The organism is Bacteroides sp. BFG-637 (assembly GCF_024793605.1).
GTDB lineage: Bacteria > Bacteroidota > Bacteroidia > Bacteroidales > Bacteroidaceae > Bacteroides > Bacteroides vicugnae.
The window spans coordinates 3,425,732-3,445,139 of the sequence record NZ_JANUPD010000002.1; the positions used below are offsets into that span (position 1 = coordinate 3,425,732).

The following is a 19,408-nucleotide window of genomic DNA, read 5'->3' on the forward strand; positions in this document are numbered from 1 at the left end:
GTGTTATGAAAAAGAAAACTTCTTTTCTGTTTTTGTGGATGTGTACGCTTCTTCCTGTTCTGCTGTCGGCTCAAGCTCCGGGCCGGTTTGCTTTTAAAGACGGGAAATTTGTGATAGCACAGTTTACGGACTTACACTGGACACCGGAATCACCGAAATGTGCTGAAACTGCTGCCACTATCCGTGCTGTTCTGGCATCCGAACACCCCGATCTTGCCATATTGACCGGTGATGTGGTGACTGACGATCCAGCCCTTAAAGGCTGGGTGGATGTAGTCAATATCTTCAATGAAACCAAAACCCCCTTCGTTGTGACTATGGGCAACCATGATGCGGAGTATATGACACGGGACGATATTTATGATTTTCTTCTGAAGTCCCCTTATTATGTAGGAGCAAAAGGACCGGCGGATATTATGGGATGTGGCAATTGTGTCATTCCTGTTTATGGTTCGCAAAGGAAAGGAACGGTAGAAGCATTACTTTACTGTTTGGACTCCAATGATTATCAGCCGGATAAACTTTATGGTGCGTATGATTGGATTCATTTCAACCAGATTGAATGGTATCGCAGGCAGAGTGCAGGCTTCACTGTCGCTAACGGTGGAAAGCCTGTACCAGCACTGGCTTTTTTTCATATTCCGCTCATTGAGTATAACGAAATCAGAAGTGACGGAAAAACTTATGGAAACGATAAGGAAGGTGGAGTGGCCGCAGCGAACATTAATTCGGGTATGTTTTCTTCCTTTCTTGATATGAAAGATGTGATGGGAGTATTTGTGGGACATGATCATGACAATGACTTTCTTGGAATGGATAAGGGAATCCTACTGGGGTACGGACGGGTGACCGGTACGGATGCTTACGGCTCATTGACCAGAGGGGGCCGTATCATTAAACTGTATGAAGATCAGTTTAAATTTGATACATGGATAACTACACCTGCCGGACGCGAAGCTTCCTATTATTACCCGTCGGGCATGAATTCTGAAGAAGAACAGACTATGACTTATCTGCCGGGAGTGAAAACATCTTCCGGGAATCCCGGAGTGGCATATACTTACTACGAAGGAAAGTGCAAGCGTGTTGCTGATATAGATACTTGCAGTAAAGTAAAGTCAGGGGTAATGAGTAACTTCTCAATCAAAGAGGCTGCCGTTACCGATCACTTTGCTTATGATTTTCGTACATTGGTAAGAATCTCCGAAAGAGGTGTCTATCGTTTCTATACTTATTCCGACGATGGTTCCCAACTTTACATAGATGGTAAATTGATTGTTGATAATGACGGCGGACATAGTGCTCGCCGTGTTGAAGGAAAGGTAGCTCTTGAAAAAGGCTTTCATGAGTTACACTTGCTGTACTTTGAAGACTATATGGGGCAGGAACTGGAAGTAGGATATGCGGGCCGGAATGTTCCGGAAACTACCCTGCCGGACAGTATGCTGTTCTTACCCGATTGATTCACCGATAATACAGTTCATCATCCGGTGTTCTTTTCTGTATTCATTGGGAGAGACGTTTTTTAAAGCTTTGAATTGGCGGGACAAGTTCTTAAAATTACTGATTCCGACTTGTTCCGCCACGTCTGCGATAGGGGCATCGCTGGCCAGTAACATCTGCGCAAAACGCTCCATTCTAAGATTGAAGATGTATTTATGGATGGATTGTTTTGTAACTTGTTTAAAGCGGATTTCCAACAAACGGCGTGATAATGGTACTTGTCTGACAATATCCGATACAGTAATTTCAGAAGCCAGATTCTGATGAATATAGGTCAAGGCTGTGTGAATGTGTACATCAGTCGTCGCATAGAAATCTGTTGATTGCCTGTTTACAACATTTACCGGTTGTAACACTACGTCCCGACAGTCTCTTTCTTCATCATTTAATAAGCGATCTATCATTGCGGCAGCCTCGAATCCACCTCTTACGATGTTATGGTTGATGCTGGACAAAGGAGGTTCGGAGAGATTACATATGATGTCGTCATTGTCAACCCCTAATATCGCTATTTTGTCCGGCACTCTGATATTGTTCACACGACAGACTTCTGTGATGCGGTTTCCCTGATTATCATCACACGCCATGAGTGCTGTTGGTTTTGGCAACGATTTCAGCCATGTAAGCAAGGGGGAGATTCATAAAACCATAAGTCATCCAATGATTGATCCTGATATACATGAAAGTTACTGCCGAAACCATGAGCAGATATACATTCGTAGAAACCTTCACAGCGTTCTTGTGACCATACGGCATCTCGATAACCATAGAACGCGAAATTCTGAAATCCTTTACTCAGAAAGAATTCTGCCGCCATTTTTCCTGTTGCGCGGTAATTGCCGGTGATATTAGGAATATTGTTGAACCTTGATTTGTAGTCTTGTGCTAAAGCAATTATACCATTCTCGCGAAATATATCTACATTATCATTATTGTCAAATCTTCCGATAATAGCATCTGCTTGCCAAGCCTTTGCCCATTTTAACACTCCTTTTATGCCATAGCTGTTCTTATAGGAAGGTGGCATCCGGCAAACTACCCATGGATCATGACTCTTTGAATAGGCGAGTATACCCTTTAGCAAATTATATGAAAAGGTTTCTGTGAAGTCGGTTAGTAATATCAGTCGAATCATGGTCGTCGGTTATATAAAGATGTTTATTTTGATTACACAAATATAAGATTTCTATTTTTATATTCCTAACAAATGTCTGATGTTTTATAATTAATAATCTACCGTTATGTATTCATCCTGTATGAAGGTTTTCTTCTGATAACTCTTTTTAGTGTCTAACTTTCCTTGCTTTTCGATATTCTTTTTTATATTTGCCTACGTTAATGAAGGAGATACGACGATTGAGAGATAAAATATTGATAGGATGCATATTGTGTCTGTTCTCTTTTATTCCAAAGGGGGCAGCCAATAATTATATAATGAATCCTTATACCCACCAGGAAATCTCTGCTGACTCCATCATAGAACGTGTGATGACTTTTGCACCTTTGTATGAAACAATCGTAAGCGATTATCGTGCGAACTTATATATAAAAGGTAAGATGGACATTCAGAAGAAGAATTTTATTCTCCGTTATGTACCTTCTATGTTTCGTTTGCAAAAGGGTGTTCGCGAATATCTGCTTGAAACATACAGTGACCTTCATTATACGGCTCCCAATATTTACGATCAGAAAGTAAAGGCCTCGCAGGGAACTGTGAGAGGAAACAGGGGATTGCCGGGTTTGCTTGAATACTTTAATGTAAATATCTACTCTTCGTCTCTGTTGAATGATGAACGCTTATTATCACCACTGGCTAAAAACGGACAGAAATATTATAAATACCGGATAGACAGCGTGATGGGAGATCCTAACAATCTGGATTATCGGATACGTTTTATTCCCCGTACCAAGAGTGACCAGTTGGTGGGTGGATATATGGTGGTCAGTAGTAACGTTTGGAGTGTTCGTGAAATTCGTTTTTCGGGAAGATCGGAACTGATAACATTTACCTGTTGGATTAAGATGGGGGATGTAGGTAAGAAAAATGAATTCCTGCCGGTGCGCTATGACGTAGAAGCTCTTTTTAAATTTCTCGGAAATAAGGTGGATGGTAATTATACCGCTTCTTTAGACTATAAATCCATCGAACTGAAAGAAAAAAAAGTACGCAAGAAAGAGAAAAGAAAATATAATCTTTCGGAATCTTTCTCTTTACAGTGTGATACGAATGCATATAAGACGGATGCTTCTACTTTTGCTATCATGCGGCCGATCCCTTTGGATGAAAGTGAGAAAAAACTATACCATGACTATACCCTTAGACGTGACACGACTACGGTACAAAAGCAATCCAAGAGTCAGGCCTTTTGGGGAACGATGGGTGATTTGATGGTAGAAGATTATAAATTCAATTTGTCCAATATCGGAAGCGTACGGTTCTCTCCGTTTATCAATCCGCTCTTATTCAGTTATAGTGGAAGCAACGGTTTGTCCTATCGACAGGACTTCCGTTATAACCGTCTTTTCAGAGGGGATAAATTACTTCGCATTGTGCCTAAGCTCGGATATAACTTTACGCGTAAGGAATTCTACTGGTCACTGAATGCCGACTTTGAATACTGGCCGCAGAAACGGGGATTCTTCCGGTTGAATGTGGGTAACGGTAACCGTATTTATAGTAGTAAAGTGTTGGACGAACTGAAAGCTATGCCAGACAGTATCTTTAATTTCGATTTAATTCATCTCGATTATTTCAAGGACTTGTATTTCAATTTCCGACATACCGTTGAAGTAGTCAACGGACTGGATATCGGTCTGGGGTTCTCCGCCCATAAAAGAACAGCGGTAGAGCCTTCACGTTTTGTAATCACCGGTGACTATCCGATGCCGCCTCCGGAATTTATGGATAAATTCAAGAACACTTATATCAGTTTCGCTCCCCGCATCCGGATAGAGTGGACTCCGGGACTCTATTATTATATGAACGGAAAACGAAAGATTAACCTTCATTCTTTATATCCGACTTTCTCGGTTGATTATGAACGGGGTATTAAAGGAGTGTTCAAGAGTACGGGCGAATATGAAAGAATAGAGTTTGACCTTCAACATCAAATCCGGATGGGATTGATGCGTAACATTTATTATCGTTTCGGATTCGGAGCATTCACCAATCAGGATGAGTTGTATTTTGTGGACTTTGCCAATTTTTCCCGCCATAATCTTCCCGTAGGCTGGAATGATGAAATCGGCGGAGTATTTCAGGTGCTTGACTCACGTTGGTATAACTCCTCCCGCCGTTATGTACGGGGGCATTTCACCTACGAAGCTCCGTTTCTCATTCTTAGGCATCTGATGAAGTACACCCGTTATGTGCAGAATGAACGTATTTATATCAGTGCCCTCTCTATGCCGCACCTTCAACCTTATCTGGAAGTAGGATATGGCATCGGTACGCATATTTTTGACGTAGGAGTTTTTGTGAGCAGCGAAAACTGGAAATTCGGGGGGATAGGCTGTAAGTTCACGTTTGAGTTGTTCAACCGATAGTTTTCTTCGTTCCGGTTGTTTTATCGAAAGATTTTAGTTATCTTTGTATAAGAGAGGATGAGGGCCGAATTTAGCATCAAAGAGGTGTAGTCGCCTCATAAGCACAGGTATTTTCCTAGAAAATAAATTCTAAGGTATAAATACCTAAATTTATTTTAGTAAATAACTCATCCTCTCTTCTCTCTTTTTATATGCATATACAAAATGGACGGAATTTTAATAACGATCATTGTTATCACCGCTTTCCTGGTTTATAAGATGATTTCCTCAAGCAGGAAACAGGAGGGGTATAAAAGATGGAAAGCAACAAGCAGTGGTAAGGAAGAAAAGACTACTAAGGTAAAATGGGAACACGGAGCCTGGCTTAGGCATGCTTTGGGGGGAACTGTTCCGAGAGCGCAGTATGTTCAAAAGTTTGATGAATCGGCTGTTGTTTGGTGCGCCAACTTGTTGGGAGTGGAAACGGCACGGTTGAAGGAAATTCTACGGGATGTTTCCGAACATTACCGGGAGTTCTGGATGAGAAAAAGAAAGGGAGGTTATCGGATGATTTCTGCTCCTGACAAAGAATTGCAATCTATTCAAACCACTATTAATTCTCGAATATTATCATCTGTGACAATGATTCATCCGGCGGCAGTAGGTTTCCGGAGCGGTCATTCTGTGGTTGATAATGCCAGTCCCCATCTGGGAAAACGGTATATCTTGAAAATGGATATTCATGATTTTTTCTTTTCGATACGGAGCCGGAGGGTGAAAAAGACATTTGAGAAAATTGGTTATCCGGAAAATGTGTCTAAAGTATTGGGAGTGTTGTGCTGCTTGTACAGGCACTTGCCGCAGGGAGCGCCTACAAGTCCGGCGTTAAGCAATATCGTGGGGTATGAGATGGACAAGAAATTGGCTGCACTGGCAGCGGAGTACGGACTGACCTATACCCGCTATGCCGACGACCTGACTTTTTCGGGAGATGTGTTCCCCAAAGAACAAATCATTCCCCGGATCAAACAGATCATCCGTGATGAGAAATTCGAACCGAATCATAAGAAGACCCGTTTTATCAATGAGTATGGCAGGAAGATTATTACAGGAGTATCTGTTTCTTCCGGTGCGAAACTGACAATCCCTAAAGCCAGAAAGAGAGAGATCCGGAAAAATGTCTATTTTATCCTGACGAAAGGCTTGGCGGAACATCAGCACCGGATTGGCTCGAGTGATCCTGTTTATCTGAAACGGCTGATTGGAGAACTTTGTTATTGGCGATCAATAGAACCGGACAATGCGTATGTATCCGATTCTATTAACCGTTTGAAATATTTGGAGAAAGGGTATTAATCTAATTGGCAATCGTTACCCGTTCATTTTCTATCTTGGCGTAATTCCTTTTCACAGCTTCGCGAATACCTCTTTGCATGGCAGCGTCTATGTTCGATCCCATACGGGCAAAGCCGAACTGTTGTGCGCATGCTTTTATCAAATCTGCCACAGGCAGGCTGATGGAGTCGGTCAATAGTTGCCGGATGGCATTGGCTATTTCTTCAGGTGGTATGTCTGTCGCTTCCCGGTCGGAAACCGGGCGATAGATTGAATAGGAAGCGCATTGCTCTTTGTCGTTCCAGCAGAAAACAAGTCCTTCGTATTCTGTGCGATAGATATTCAATGTGTCGAGTGCTGTTTCTATCTGTGTCTCTACCCGTGTTCCCAAGCGGCTGATTCCCCATTCGGACAGGATTTTCTTACAGAGCAGAGATTTACTGATTGGCGCCTCGCTTTCCATAATCTTCCGTATTTGGGAGAGGAGGATAGAGTAACTGTCCGTAAAGAAAAAGTCTTCCGGTGAATAATTGTATGGGGTAATCTTTGCAAACTTGTACTTTTGTTCTATCCGGTTTTGCGTAGAAAGAACGGAAGCTGCTTGTTTTTCAGGAGCAGCAGGTGATGCCTTGAGCACGAATGAAATCTCATTATTGGTTATCTGTGCCGTCGGTGCAGGTGCTGCCACTTCTGTCGGAGTAGAATTGATTTCGGCTGCTGTCATTGAGCCGATCTTTGAATTCTTTTTCCGGGCGATAGCCTCTTGGATAGTTGCCATTACTTCGTCCGGCTTTTCCCACCAGTCCATTGTCCATATCCGGTAGATGTCCCATCCGAGTGCTTTCAATACATTATTCTGCACAATTTCCCGGTCACGTGCGGTCTTGGTACGTTTGTAGTTTTTGCCGTCGCAGATAATACCTAACTGATAGTTAGAGGTATTTTCGGTGTCGACGATACCTATGTCTATCTTGTATCCGGAGCAACCGATGTCTGTATGCACGGTGTAACCCAATGAGCGCAGTCTGTCGGCAATGATCGTTTCGATGGAGGCTGTTGTTTCCGACAGTTGTCTTGGCACACTGCTGATGGTGCTTCGGGTTCCCTTCTCCGCATATTCGAGGAAACGTTTTAGTCCGGCTACTCCAATAGAAGAAGTCCGGTTCAGGTCGATCATATCCGACCTTAGGGTGGAATAGATAATCATCTCATACCGGGCACGGGAAACGGCTACATTCAATCTTCTTTCGCCGCCTGCCCGGTTCAGTGGTCCGAAATTCATGCTGACGCGCCCTTCTGCATCCGGGCCATAGCCCACAGAGAAGAGAATAACATCGCGTTCGTCTCCCTGCACATTCTCTAGGTTCTTGATAAATAACGGTTCGTTGCATTCCAACGCAAGAGTTTCCAGTTCGGGATAAAAGATGAAAAGGTCGGATAATAAGTCTTCTATCAAGGCTTGCTGGACAATGCTGAAAGTGACTACACCGATACTTTTCTTTCTTAATTCCTCGCTTCTCAATCTTCTGGCTATTTCGTCCACCACAGCTTGAGCTTCCGCCCGGTTCTGGCGCGACTTGCCTTTATCATAGTAACCGTTGATGTTGACTATCCTGACTTTCGATTCAATGTTGTCCGGTGAGGGGAAAGTCATCAGTTTGTTATCGTAATATTCGGAGTTGCTGAAAGCGATGAGGCTCTCATGTTTGCTTCGGTAGTGCCATAATAAATATTTGGAAGGGATAGACAGAGCGAGACAGTCGTCAAGGATACTCTCCAAATCTTCCATTTCAATGTTGTCTTCATCAATGGTGTTGACCGAGAAGAAACTGGTAGGAGGCATTTGTTTCGGGTCGCCTACGATAATGACGTTTTTACCCCGTGCAATGGCGCCCACCGCTTCATAAGTAGGCATCTGTGAGGCTTCATCAAAGACAATCAAATCAAATTTATCAGCGTCCGTATCGATGAATTGAGCGACGGAAAGAGGACTCATCAGCATACACGGGCACATGCGCGACAACAAAGTGGGAATTTGGTCGAACAGCTTGCGAATAGATATGCCGCGGGCATTGTTGCGGATATTCTTTTGAAGGATACCCACTTCGGAACTTTGGATGGCTTCATGAGTGAAAGACGGAATGTTGGAGGCCAACCGGGCAAATAATTCTCTTTGCGTCGTTTCTTCGAATTTGGCGGATATTTGTTTGTATTTAGCAATGATGTCATTGAATATCTTGCCGTTGAATAATTCCAGAGTCGGCTCTTTGGCGATGATATACCGGATAGCCGCCTGATAGAAACTCTTGCGGAAGCTGTCTGTAAGTTGGGCGGTAGGAATATTCTTTTCCTTATATTCCGTTGCGATAAATCCTATTCCCAGACTATGCAGGGTTTGGTAGGCTTGTAGCCACTGATACCAGTCCTTGAGCTTGTCGAGGTTCTCTTTCCAGGTTCGGGCTTTTGATAAGGCAATTGTTATCCAGTCGGCTGAATCGGTATAAAGTTCTTCGACCGAGATACCCAGCATGCCGGACAATTTCTTTTCAGTGGCTGTGAGTGTATCTGCGAGTTGATACAGTTCATTGAAAGAATGAGCATGAATATCTCTGAATGTTTGAATTCCTTCAGTGAGTTGTGCGGACAAATTCTGCTTGATTTGCGAAACTTTGGCAATGTCTTTTGCGTAGTTCAACAAATGCGAATGAAGGGAAGCCATGTCGTCGATTATCTGTTCAATGGTGTTCCAATCCTCGTTCTTGCCGGGTCGTCCGAATAGGGAGGGAAGTTGTCCGGTGTATTTCTGAACGGCTTCGGCTTCTTCCTGATACCTGATAATGCGGTGAAGCAGAGCTTTGATGTCTTCTGTTTCAATCGTTTTTAAAGCATATATGTTGATTGCTTTTTTGATTTTCCGCAGCCCGAAATATCTGGGAAGGAACCACTGGGCGGATACCCGGTTCCATTCGGCTAACATCTGCTTTGCGTTGATGGACAGGATTTCTTGGGTGAATCCGGTTTCCTATCTCTTTCCTTTGTTCATCCCGTTTCCGTCCGTGAACCACTACTTCCCGATATTCATTCAATGTTTCGTTGAGCAATGGCAGAGTCAGCAATCCGGGAGTCAGTTCCGGAATGTCGAGTATTTTTCGGATGATGTGGACAATCGTCCGGAAATCCTTGCGTGTAGGGCGTATATCCGTATCTTTTAGAAGTACGGAGAATACATCCAGCTTCTGCCGGATGGTGGTTAACAAGTCGACAAATCCGGTGAGCAGTTGGGAGGACTCCTCTTTAACGGCTGATGAATATTCGGTAATCGAGATGCCCGTTAATGGATGCTGATAAGGATGTCCGCACGCATTGGCCGTCCGGACTAACAGCTCGATGGCATCTTCCCATTGGGCAAATGTTTCTTTATCTAATGTATCCAGATAAACTTGTGGAATATCAAAACAAGATTCGACATCCACGGATTGATAATGAATAATGGCGTCGTATAATGAAACTCCGAACGGGTATTCTTTATGTAGGGCTTCGATATATTGATTCAACTCCGCCCGTAAATTCAGCAGGCGTTCCGCTTCCTTTCTGAATTCTTCGGGAGGTGTCTGCCTGATAATTTCCGTAGTTTCTTTCAGTTGCGAGATAACGGCGGATTTCTTTGTCTTGTTGGAATGAATCTCCAAGCAGAACGGAGCCAGGCCGATAGCCGCCAGTCTGTTTTGTACAACGGAGAGGGCAGCCATCTTTTCCGCAACAAATAAGACGCGTTTTCCTTTGTAAAGCGCATTGGCAATGATATTGGTAATCGTTTGCGATTTTCCTGTTCCCGGAGGGCCGTGCAGGATGAAAGTCTTGTCATGTACGGCTTCGTAGATGGCTTCCAGTTGTGAGGAATCGGCGATGATGGGTAATACAATGTCTGTGGGCGACAGTTGCTTATCCATATCCGTTGCATCTATTTCCTCTGTGGCGGCTTCCCATTCTATCTTTCCGTTGATGAGGCTGGACACAATCTTGTTCTGAACCAGTTTGTTGGCGTTGTTGTGGATGTCGTTCCACATGATGAATTTGTTGAAAGAGAAAATACCCAGAATCGCTTGCTCTTCCACGTCCCATTTGCGCTGGTTCTTGATGCTGTTGCGAATGATGGAATAAATCAGTTTGACATTTACACCACTTCCGTCGGTAGGCAGCGGGTCTAACCCTGATAGGGCGATTCCGAAATTTTGGCGGAGCATTTCCAATAAGGTGATGTTCATCATCGTTTCTTCCTCCCGAGAACGGATAACATAACCTTTGGCTGCCGATTTACGGATGATTTCAACCGGCAACAGCAGGATGGGAGCGTAGCGGGGGCGTTCGCTGGAGGGGGTCTCGTACCATTTTAAAAGTCCGAGAGCCAGATAGAGCGTGTTGGCTCCATTCTCTTCAATAGAGGTACGCGAAGACCGGTATAGATGGGTCAGTGCTTTGCCTAAATCGTTTTCGGATAGATAGAAACGTAGTCTTTTCTGTGAAAGTTCAGAGTTGACGAAACCAACTACAGGATCAGATTCCGGTATGGAGGAATAAATCCCGAAGTCCATTGCCGGACTCTCCCAATCGGCAGGACGGTGAAGGATGCGAAATTCTTCTCCGTCGGCCAATGCATCTTCCAGGCAGGATAGATTAGCCGGGATGAGTTGGAGCGTGTTTTTGGTGATCCGGATATTCAGCAGATTGTTGCGCAGACTTAAATCCAGCAACCGTCTTTCCCATAACAGTTGTTTGGTAATTACGGTCTGGGTTTCATTGCCTGACAAATCATACGGATTGATACTTTGCGGAGTGGCATGAACAGCACTTTTTGGAATGTCGGTCTCCTTTTCTTCCACTTCCCATACCTGCCCGTGCAGAATGCGTTGGGGGATGGGGCGGATGCCCGAATGTCTCGCTCTTTTCACATCTATGGCAAGAATGAAATTATTTCCATCCGTCAGCTTTCCGTTCGCTTGCTTCACTGCATCGTCGAAATCGGACGAATGTCCCATGTTCATGCAGGTCGTTTCGACTAACGTTATGTCGTAGATCCCTTCGGCAGTCCGTTTGGTCAACAGAGAGACATCGTCAATAGTAGGGTCAGGGAAAGTTTCCGGCACTAGCCAGGCTCCCGCAAAAGCATGCCCTTGAGTGATGATAATGAGTGCATTCAGTCCGATTGCCTCCAGGCAGGAAGCATAGAGTAAGGCCATATCCAGACAGGTTCCCAGTTTCTGTGCCATCACGGAGTTGGCTAGCCGGACACGCTGGCCATATTCCTCGAAGCTGGCGGGGATGGTACTGTATATAATCTGTTGTTCCGTGATAGCCGTGTAGATGGCGGCCATCTGTTTCCTTACCCGGTCCGGAGTACGGCTTTGATATTCGTCGAGGGACGGATTATCAGTCCATTGCCCCAGGATGGAAGCGGCTCTCTTGATGATCGGCAGAATGGCTGTATGATTGGGGGTGATGAAAGCGGCCAGCATTTCGGGCAATACATTGATTCCTCCCCATTGGTCGTATGCCAGAATGTCGATAGGGTAGGTTTGGCTGAATACGGAAACAGCTTCGGAAGTAATTTCAATTTTCAGATTGCCGGATAAACGTTCGGTCAGCTGTGTGAAATAGTTGGCAGACAAAGTGAGGTTGAATGATGACAGGCAGATCGAACTGTTTGCCGGAATCTGTTCCACAGCTATCGGAACGGCGTTTCCGAAAGTCGGCTCTGTTGTGATTTGTACCTGAATGTCCTTCAGTGGGGCAGGTGTCGTATTCTCAATAGAAAGCTGATGAATGACCGATGCACCGTTTTGTTGTATCGCAAAATTAATAAGCGGTAAATAGTCGCATTGCACCTTGACTTTGTCCAATCTCTCGTCCATGGCAAAAACTGTATAAATTAAAGATTGCAATATTACAAAAAATACGGATATAATTCTCTTTTCTTCTGCCATTCTTTTGTCAATCAAGAAAATATTTCTACCTTTGCGCCCGATTTATAGATAATATAATGTCTTATTTAATTAAAGTATTAAACAATTTATTTATTAATGGAAAACTTAAAGAACGTAGCTCCTATTGAAGATTTCAACTGGGATGCTTATGAAAATGGCGAATCAGTAACCAATGCAAGCCACGAAGAACTTGAAAAAGCTTACGACGGTACGCTTAACAAGGTGAACGACCGTGAGGTTGTTGACGGAACCGTAATCGCAATGAACAAGCGTGAAGTAGTTGTGAACATCGGTTACAAATCAGACGGTATCATCCCATTGAATGAATTCCGTTACAATCCGGATCTGAAGATCGGTGACACAGTAGAAGTGTACATCGAAAATCAGGAAGACAAAAAAGGACAGCTCGTTCTGTCACACAGAAAAGCCCGCGCTACTCGTTCTTGGGATCGCGTTAACGCTGCTCTGGAAAATGAAGAAATTATCAAGGGTTACATCAAGTGCCGCACGAAGGGTGGTATGATCGTAGACGTATTCGGAATCGAAGCATTCTTGCCGGGTTCTCAGATCGACGTTAAACCGATCCGCGACTATGATGTATTCGTTGGCAAAACAATGGAATTCAAAGTGGTTAAAATCAACCAGGAATTCAAAAACGTTGTTGTATCTCACAAGGCTCTTATCGAAGCTGAACTGGAACAACAGAAGAAAGAAATTATCGGTAAACTTGAAAAAGGACAGGTTCTTGAAGGAACTGTTAAAAATATCACATCTTACGGTGTATTCATCGACCTTGGTGGCGTAGACGGTTTGATCCACATCACTGACCTTTCTTGGGGACGTGTTAGCGATCCGAAAGAAGTGGTTGAACTGGATCAGAAGCTCAACGTTGTTATCCTTGACTTCGATGACGAAAAGAAACGTATCGCTCTTGGCTTGAAACAACTGACTCCGCACCCATGGGATGCTCTTGACACTGACTTGAAGGTAGGTGACAAGGTGAAAGGTAAAGTGGTTGTTATGGCTGACTACGGTGCATTCATCGAAATTGCTCCGGGCGTAGAAGGTTTGATCCACGTTTCAGAAATGTCTTGGAGCCAACACCTGCGTTCTGCACAGGATTTCATGAAGGTAGGCGACGAAGTAGAAGCTGTTGTATTGACACTTGACCGCGAAGAACGTAAGATGTCTTTGGGTATCAAACAACTGAAACAAGATCCATGGGAAACAATCGAAGAAAAGTATCCTGTAGGTTCTAAGCATACTGCAAAAGTTCGTAACTTCACTAACTTCGGTGTATTCGTAGAAATCGAAGAAGGTGTTGACGGCTTGATCCACATCTCTGACCTTTCTTGGACTAAGAAAGTAAAACACCCATCAGAATTTACTCAGATTGGTGCTGACATCGAAGTTCAGGTATTGGAAATCGACAAAGAAAACCGTCGTTTGAGCCTTGGCCACAAACAACTCGAAGAAAATCCTTGGGATGTATTCGAAACTGTGTTCACTGTAGGTTCTGTACACGAAGGTACAATCATCGAAATGTTGGATAAGGGTGCTGTTGTAGCTCTTCCTTACGGTGTAGAAGGTTTCGCAACTCCGAAACACCTTGTAAAAGAAGACGGTTCACAAGCACAGTTGGATGAGAAACTTGAATTCAAAGTGATCGAGTTCAACAAAGACGCTAAGAGAATCATTCTGTCTCACAGCCGTATCTTCGAAGATGTAGCTAAGGCTGAAGAAAGAGCAGAAAAGAAAGCTGCTTCTGGTGCTAAGAAGTCATCTTCCAGCAACAAGAGAGAAGATTCTCCGATGATCCAAAACCAAGCTGCTTCAACTACGCTGGGCGATATCGACGCTCTTGCTGCATTGAAAGAACAGTTGGAAGGAAAGAAATAATCTGAATAGAATATTTTCCAGTGAAAGGCGCTCCCGTTTGGGGGCGCTTTTTTGTTCACCACAGAGGACACGGAGGACGCAGAGGGTAGGGAGGATATAGAGGATATAGAGGACAGGAAGGATTGATTTAACAAACTAACGATGGTAATATATTTATTTATATAAACTACCCTCTTCTCCTCCGCATCCTCTCCATATCCTCTTTACCCTCTGCGTCCTCTGTGTCCTCTGTGGTGAATAGAAAAAAAAGTTTCTTCCTTTGCAAGATTAAATGTGAAATGTCCTATCTTTGCATACCATGGAAAAATTCGAGTTACATATATTGGGATGCGGCTCCGCTTTGCCTACCACGCGACATTTTGCGACCTCTCAAGTCGTGAATTTGCGTGAAAAGCTTTTTATGATTGATTGTGGTGAAGGGGCACAGATGCAGTTACGCCGTTCCCGGCTGAAATTTTCCCGGTTGAATCATATCTTTATCTCTCATTTACATGGTGACCACTGTTTCGGATTGCTGGGATTGATCTCTACATTCGGATTATTGGGGAGAACTGCCGATTTGCACATCCATTCTCCACGGGGATTGGAAGAGTTGTTTGCCCCGATGCTTGCTTTCTTTTGCAAGACACTGACTTACAAGGTATTCTTTCATGAATTTGAAACGAAGGAACCGGTGCTCATTTACGATGATCGTTCGGTGACTGTAACGACGATTCCCTTGAAACACCGTATTCCCTGTTGTGGTTTCCTTTTTGAAGAAAAACAGCGTCCTAATCATATCATCAGAGACATGGTAGACTTTTATAAAGTCCCGGTTTATGAGCTGAACCGCATCAAGAACGGAGCCGACTTTGTAACTCCCGAGGGAGAAGTAATACCTAATTTACGTTTAACCCGCCCTTCGGCTCCGGCGCGTAAATATGCTTATTGTTCCGATACAATCTATCGTCCGTCCCTTGCTGAACAGATTAAAAATGTAGATTTGCTTTTCCATGAGGCTACCTTTGCACAGACCGAGCAGGCACGCGCTAGGGAAACTTATCATACCACTGCTGCACAAGCTGCACAGCTTGCTGTGGATGCTAATGTGAGACAACTGGTGATCGGACATTTTTCCGCCCGTTATGAAGATGAATCTGTCTTACTTAATGAAGCGTCCGCCATTTTCCCACAAACCATTTTAGCGAAAGAAAATTTGTGTATTGACGTTGATGGAGGGACTTGTCTATGAAAAGTAGTCGATTGCTTTGGGGAGTAATCATCCTGTTCTTTGGTTGTTTGGCAGCCTGTAAAAAAGAGAAGCCTCAATCTCCAATACCCGACTCTTTGTCTTCCCTCAAGGAACTGTTCCATCCTGCTTATCAAATAAATGCAGACAGCATTCATCAGATGATCCGTTCCTGTTTGAACGAAAATCCGGTGACTGCGTGGGATTCGGTTTTGTTGGCTCATTATCAGGAGAAGGATGAATTCTTTTGGCTGAACGATTCTCTCATATCCGATAAACCAGCCATACAGGTGGCGGACTCGATGTTATTCTGGTTAGGAAATATTTCACAGCATGGAATTAATCCGAATTATTATCCTGTCGATAGTATTCGTGGAGAATTGCAACAGATACGTACCTTGAATCTGAGTGAGGGGAAGACGATGAACCGTCTGCTGGCAGACGTGGAATATCAGTTGACAGCCGCCTATCTTTCGTATGTGTGTCAATTGAAATTTGGATTCCTGCCTTCGGAACGCAGATGGAACGACTCGATAGACCACATTCCTCTGAAACATTGTGATACGGAGTTTGCAATGGCTGCCCTTGATTCTTTGCGTGCAAACCCTAACGCCGCTTTTCGTTGGGCGCAACCCTCTTCTCCACTTTATCATAAGATGCAGGAAGAGCTGGTTCGTGTGAATGGCTGGGGAGTGACAGATACTACGGATTATTATCGCGACCGCCTATTGGTAAACATGGAGCGGGCACGTTGGCAATATGCATTGGATAAAGGACAGAAATATGTGATAGCCAATGTGGCGGCATTTATGTTGCAGGCCGTCAACGAAGAAACGGACTCTATTCTGGAGATGCGTATTTGTGTGGGGACTGTGAAGAATAAAACTCCCCTATTGTCAAGCAGGATTTATTATATGGAATTGAATCCGTACTGGAATGTGCCTCAAAGCATTATCCGGAAAGAGATTATCCCTACTTACCGCAGAGATACGACGTATTTTACCCGTAATCGCATGAAAGTGTACGATAAGAATGGTACGCAGGTAGATCCCCACAGTATTAAATGGGCGAAGTATGCAGGAAGTGGCGTACCTTATACGGTGAAACAGGACAATAAAACGGGGAATTCGTTGGGACGTATCATCTTCCGTTTTCCCAATCCTCATTCCGTATATCTGCATGACACTCCCTCCCGGTGGGCTTTTACACGGAATAATCGTGCGGTGAGTCACGGTTGTGTCCGTCTTCAAAAAGCCCTCGACTTTGCGTTTTTCCTGTTGAAAGAGCCGGATGAATTGTTGGAAGACCGTATTCGTATTGCAATGGATATCAAGCCGGTGAGCGAAGAGGGAAAGAAGCTGCCCATCAGTGTGGCTTATCGTGAATTGAAACATTATAGTTTGGAACAATATATACCTTTATTTATAGATTATCAGACGGTTTACCTGTCTGCCGATAATAAATTAAGGTATTGTGAGGACATTTATAAATATGATCCGTCTTTACTAGAGGCGATGAATAACCTGAATTTGAAACCATAAATAAACATACAGATACGAGAGATTATGACCCCTTATAACGAACGAGAAGTTCTGAAACTCCTTCAGGAGGAGAGTACACAGCGGAAAGGATTTGAAATGATTGTGGGGCAGTATAGCGAGCAATTGTATTGGCAAATCCGCCGGATGGTACTGTCGCATGAGGATGCGAACGATCTCCTGCAAAACACTTTCATCAAGGCATGGACGAGTATTGATTATTTCCGTGCCGAGGCGAAGCTGTCAACCTGGCTCTATCGTATCGCGCTGAACGAGTGTCTTACCTTTCTGAATAAGCAGCGTGCCATGACTACCGTAGATATTGACGATCCCGAAGCAGTAGTTGTGCAAAGGCTGGAGAGTGACGCTTATTTTTCAGGCGACAAGATACAGATGTGCTTACAAAAAGCCTTGCAGACTTTGCCCGAAAAGCAGCGTATGGTGTTCAACCTGAAATATTATCAGGAAATGAAGTACGAAGAGATGTCGGAGATCTTCGGCACGTCGGTCGGTGCACTGAAAGCATCTTATCATCATGCGGTGAAGAAAATAGAGAAGTTTTTAGAAGAAATAGATTAAACCTTTTAAATGAGACACTGTCTAATGAAAAGAGAGGAGAAAAACGTATGAAAGAAGAAGATATTTTATTGAAGAAGCTTGGAAAGGAAAATTCCTTCAAAGTGCCCGATGGTTACTTTGAGAACCTGACTTCGGAGATAATGAATAAACTTCCTGAAAAAGAGAAAGTCGCTTTTAAGGAAGAACCTGTCAGCACATGGACAAGACTGAAACCATTGCTCTATATGGCAGCTATGTTTGTAGGGGCGGCCTTGATTATCCGGGTGGCGTCAACAGACCATAAGCCTGCTACGGCAGATGATGTAGCGGTGACAGAAGTAGATACTGAAGTAGTTGTATCTGACGAAATGATTGATGTAGCAGTGGATCGTGCCATGCTGGATGATTATTCGTTATATGTTTATTTGAGTGACGCAAGTGTAGAATGATTTATAAAAACTGATTGAATACAGAAAATGAAAAAACTAATCGCATGGATCGTTTTGTTGTGTGGCTTTATGCCTGTTCTTTGGGCTGCTGATGGATGTGATCAGCATTTATCTCGGGAGGAGTTCAGGGAAAAACAAAAAGCTTTCATTATCGAACAGGCTGGATTGAATAAAGAAGAAGCAGCCAAGTTCTTTCCCGTTTATTTTGAACTCCAGGATAAAAAGAAGAAACTGAATGATGAGTCATGGGATTTGATGCGCAAAGGCAAGGATGATAAAACAACGGAAGCTCAATATGCAGAAATCAACGAGAAAGTGGCCAACAACCGTATTGCTGCCGACCAGCTTGATAAAACTTATTTGGGTAAGTTTAAAAAGATTCTTTCAAGCAAGAAGATTTTTCTCGTGCAACGTGCAGAGATGCGTTTTCACCGTGAAATGATAAAAGGTATGAATCGTAGCAAAGACAAGGGAGACGATTCAAAGAAGAAATAAAGAAAAACAGAGCGTCTGATTCGTATGAACAGACGCTCTGTTTGAGTAAAATGGAGGCTCTGTCCGGTGGGAATAGAGCCTCAGTTTTTTTATGCCGGTAAGGAAGTTACAGTCCTTTTTTCTTTGCTTCATTCCAAATGGCATCCATCTCTTCGAGAGACATATCTTTCAGACTTTTTCCCTCCTTGATGGTGTGCTCTTCCAGATAATTGAAGCGGCGGATAAACTTCTGGTTGGTAAGTTCCAGTGCATTATCGGGATTGATTTTATAAAGGCGTGCCGCATTGATGAGGCTGAACATCACGTCGCCGAATTCAGCTTCCGCTTTCTCTTTATCCATGTTGGCTACTTCCTCCTGAAACTCACCGATTTCTTCTTTTACTTTATCCCAAACCTGTTCCCGTTCTTCCCAGTCGAAGCCTACATTGCGGGCTTTGTCCTGAATACGGTAAGCCTTGATTAGTGAGGGTAGGGCAGCGGGCACACCGCTTAATACACTCTTGTTGCCATCTTTCTCTTTGAGTTTCAACTGTTCCCAGTTCTCGGAAACTTGTCCGGCTGTCTCTGCTTTCACCTCTCCGAACACATGCGGATGGCGGAAAATCAGCTTATCGCACAACTTGTCGCAAACATCTTTGATGTCAAAATCTCCTGTTTCCGAACCTATCTTGGCATAGAAAGCAACGTGCAATAATACGTCTCCCAATTCTTTGCAGATCTCTTTCTTGTCATCCCTCATCAGGGCATCGCAAAGTTCGTAAGTCTCTTCTATGGTGTTGGGACGCAGACTTTCATTTGTCTGTTTACGGTCCCAGGGACATTTAACACGCAGTTCGTCGAGAATGTCCAGGAAGCGTCCGAAGGCTTCCATCTGTTCTTGTCTGGTATGTGACATAA

Annotated in this window: 10 protein-coding genes and 2 pseudogenes; 9 read left to right on the forward strand and 3 right to left on the reverse strand. The window is 43.8% G+C overall.

The window, feature by feature from the left end; genetic code table 11:
* Positions 1 to 5: 5 nt before the first annotated feature.
* Positions 6 to 1,463 (forward strand): PA14 domain-containing protein, encoded by a 1,458-nt coding sequence (locus tag NXX38_RS13085; protein ID WP_258979651.1) that lies wholly within the window; start codon positions 6 to 8, stop codon positions 1,461 to 1,463.
* On the opposite strand, the pseudogene NXX38_RS13090 reads toward NXX38_RS13085, so the two are convergent.
* A pseudogene (locus tag NXX38_RS13090) lies at positions 1,452 to 2,638 on the reverse strand (substrate-binding domain-containing protein). The gene NXX38_RS13085 and the pseudogene NXX38_RS13090 overlap by 12 nt on opposite strands.
* A 203-nt stretch (positions 2,639 to 2,841) precedes the next feature.
* Here NXX38_RS13090 and NXX38_RS13095 point away from each other — a divergent pair.
* On the forward strand, positions 2,842 to 5,049 hold the full coding sequence (locus tag NXX38_RS13095) for a DUF5686 family protein (RefSeq protein WP_167511727.1): 2,208 nt from the start codon (positions 2,842 to 2,844) through the stop codon (positions 5,047 to 5,049).
* A 204-nt stretch (positions 5,050 to 5,253) separates the two neighbouring features.
* A complete protein-coding gene (locus NXX38_RS13100) occupies positions 5,254 to 6,384 on the forward strand; it encodes a retron St85 family RNA-directed DNA polymerase (protein ID WP_175353653.1) in 1,131 nt (376 codons plus the stop codon).
* A gap of 1 nt (position 6,385) precedes the next feature.
* On the opposite strand, the pseudogene NXX38_RS13105 reads toward NXX38_RS13100, so the two are convergent.
* Positions 6,386 to 12,344 (reverse strand): annotated as a pseudogene (locus NXX38_RS13105) (DUF3320 domain-containing protein).
* Positions 12,345 to 12,440: 96 nt separating this feature from the next.
* Between NXX38_RS13105 and rpsA the strand changes: the two are divergent.
* The 6 genes from rpsA (at position 12,441) to NXX38_RS13135 (ending at position 18,511) form a co-directional block, all read left to right on the forward strand.
* Positions 12,441 to 14,243, forward strand: a complete 1,803-nt coding sequence (gene rpsA, locus NXX38_RS13110) for a 30S ribosomal protein S1 (protein ID WP_148364380.1) — start codon at positions 12,441 to 12,443, stop codon at positions 14,241 to 14,243.
* A gap of 298 nt (positions 14,244 to 14,541) precedes the next feature.
* A complete protein-coding gene (locus NXX38_RS13115; protein WP_148364381.1) occupies positions 14,542 to 15,474 on the forward strand; it encodes a ribonuclease Z in 933 nt (310 codons plus the stop codon).
* Entirely contained in the window at positions 15,471 to 17,012 is a 1,542-nt protein-coding gene (locus tag NXX38_RS13120) for a L,D-transpeptidase family protein (RefSeq protein ID WP_258979663.1), read from the forward strand. The genes NXX38_RS13115 and NXX38_RS13120 overlap by 4 nt, the downstream gene beginning before the upstream one ends.
* A 24-nt stretch (positions 17,013 to 17,036) precedes the next feature.
* A complete protein-coding gene (locus tag NXX38_RS13125; RefSeq protein WP_148364383.1) occupies positions 17,037 to 17,588 on the forward strand; it encodes an RNA polymerase sigma factor in 552 nt (183 codons plus the stop codon).
* Between the two features lie 47 nt (positions 17,589 to 17,635).
* Positions 17,636 to 18,016 (forward strand): hypothetical protein, encoded by a 381-nt coding sequence (locus tag NXX38_RS13130; protein WP_074557307.1) that lies wholly within the window; start codon positions 17,636 to 17,638, stop codon positions 18,014 to 18,016.
* Positions 18,017 to 18,043: 27 nt separating this feature from the next.
* Positions 18,044 to 18,511 carry a hypothetical protein gene (locus NXX38_RS13135; protein ID WP_148364384.1) on the forward strand — a complete coding sequence of 156 codons (468 nt, stop codon included), beginning with the start codon at positions 18,044 to 18,046 and terminating at the stop codon, positions 18,509 to 18,511.
* A gap of 106 nt (positions 18,512 to 18,617) precedes the next feature.
* On the opposite strand, the gene mazG is transcribed toward NXX38_RS13135, so the two are convergent.
* On the reverse strand, positions 18,618 to 19,406 hold the full coding sequence (mazG, locus tag NXX38_RS13140; RefSeq protein WP_008775510.1) for a nucleoside triphosphate pyrophosphohydrolase: 789 nt from the start codon (positions 19,404 to 19,406) through the stop codon (positions 18,618 to 18,620).
* Positions 19,407 to 19,408 lie beyond the last annotated feature (2 nt).